At 54.7% G+C, this 1,275-nt stretch carries 1 protein-coding gene; it reads right to left on the bottom strand.

The features are described 5' to 3' along the window. Positions 1 to 82: 82 nt before the first annotated feature. Positions 83 to 1,275: cobyric acid synthase (locus L691_RS0105970; protein WP_025689386.1), on the bottom strand; the 1,193-nt coding region annotated here is incomplete at its 5' end.

The following is a 1,275-nucleotide window of genomic DNA, read 5'->3' as shown; positions in this document are numbered from 1 at the left end:
TAGAGGAAGGAGTCTTCTCGGCTTTTTAGATAAAATAAAGAACCCGGGCAAACACGCCTATCGCGATTGCTCGGACTCCTGCTTATTTTAATCCGGCAATCCGGTAAATCTTCTCGATATCGAGATGCGCTCTGGCATGGTCGGCCAATCGGTCGAAGGCAGCGGTTTTGCGGCTCTGGAAATGAATGTCCGTGTGAAGAGGGGCAAGCCCTTTTTTCTGCCGGATCAGATTAAGCCATTTACGCCGGAATTCATCGTTTTCGAATATCCCGTGCAGATAAGTGCCCCATATCCTCCCGTCAGCCGACAGCATGCCGTCTTCATGATCCCCGATCTGGAACAGCCCTTCAACGGGCTCCAGCTTTTCCGTTCTGCCCATATGGATTTCATAACCCTCCACGGAAATGCCCTGCAGCTCCAGCCATTCCCGATGATTGCAGGCTACGTTACCCCGGACTCTCTCCGTTCGTTTATCCGAATAAAAGACCGTTTCCGCCGGCAAAAATCCCAGTCCGGCCGCATCGCCTTCCTCCGATTCCACTTGATGAGGATCGCTCAGCCTCGCCCCAAGCATCTGGTAACCACCGCAAATGCCCACAAGACGGGTACCGGACTCCGCCTTTTTGCTTATGGCTTCCAACAGTCCCGTTTCCCGCAAAAAGCTTAGGTCAGCCAGTGTATTCTTCGTTCCGGGCAGCAGAATGACGTCGGGATTGCCCAGTTCCTCAGAGCTCTGTACATAACGCACCTGCACATCCGGTTCAGCCGCGAGCGGGTCGGTATCCGTAAAGTTGGAAATCCGGGGTAACCGGATGACAGCAACGTCGATGTCGGCATCCGAATTCAGGTTATCCGGCTGATGATCCAGGGCCACCGAATCCTCGGCCTCGATATCGATCCCGTTCAGGTGGGGAACCACACCCAGGACGGGTATTCCCGTACGCTGCTCCAGCCAGTCCAGCCCAGGCTGCAGGATCGCGATATCTCCCCTGAATTTATTGATAATGAAGCCTTTTACCCGGTTCCGTTCATGCTCTTCAAGCAGTTCCAGCGTTCCGACGATAGAGGCAAACACGCCGCCTCGGTCAATGTCCGCGACCAGCACGACCGGAGCATCCGCCCATTCCGCCAGACGCATATTGACAATATCCCGGTCCTTCAGATTGATTTCCGCCGGGCTTCCCGCCCCTTCGATGACGATCACCTCATACTCGGACTTCAAACGGTCAAGGGCCTCCCGAACAATCGTACCCGCTATAGGCAAGTACTCCTCAC

This window comes from Paenibacillus zanthoxyli JH29 (assembly GCF_000520715.1).
Classification (GTDB): domain Bacteria; phylum Bacillota; class Bacilli; order Paenibacillales; family Paenibacillaceae; genus Paenibacillus_AQ; species Paenibacillus_AQ zanthoxyli.
The sequence above is the reverse complement of the archived record's forward strand: the minus strand, read 5'-3'. Positions and strand labels throughout refer to the sequence as shown.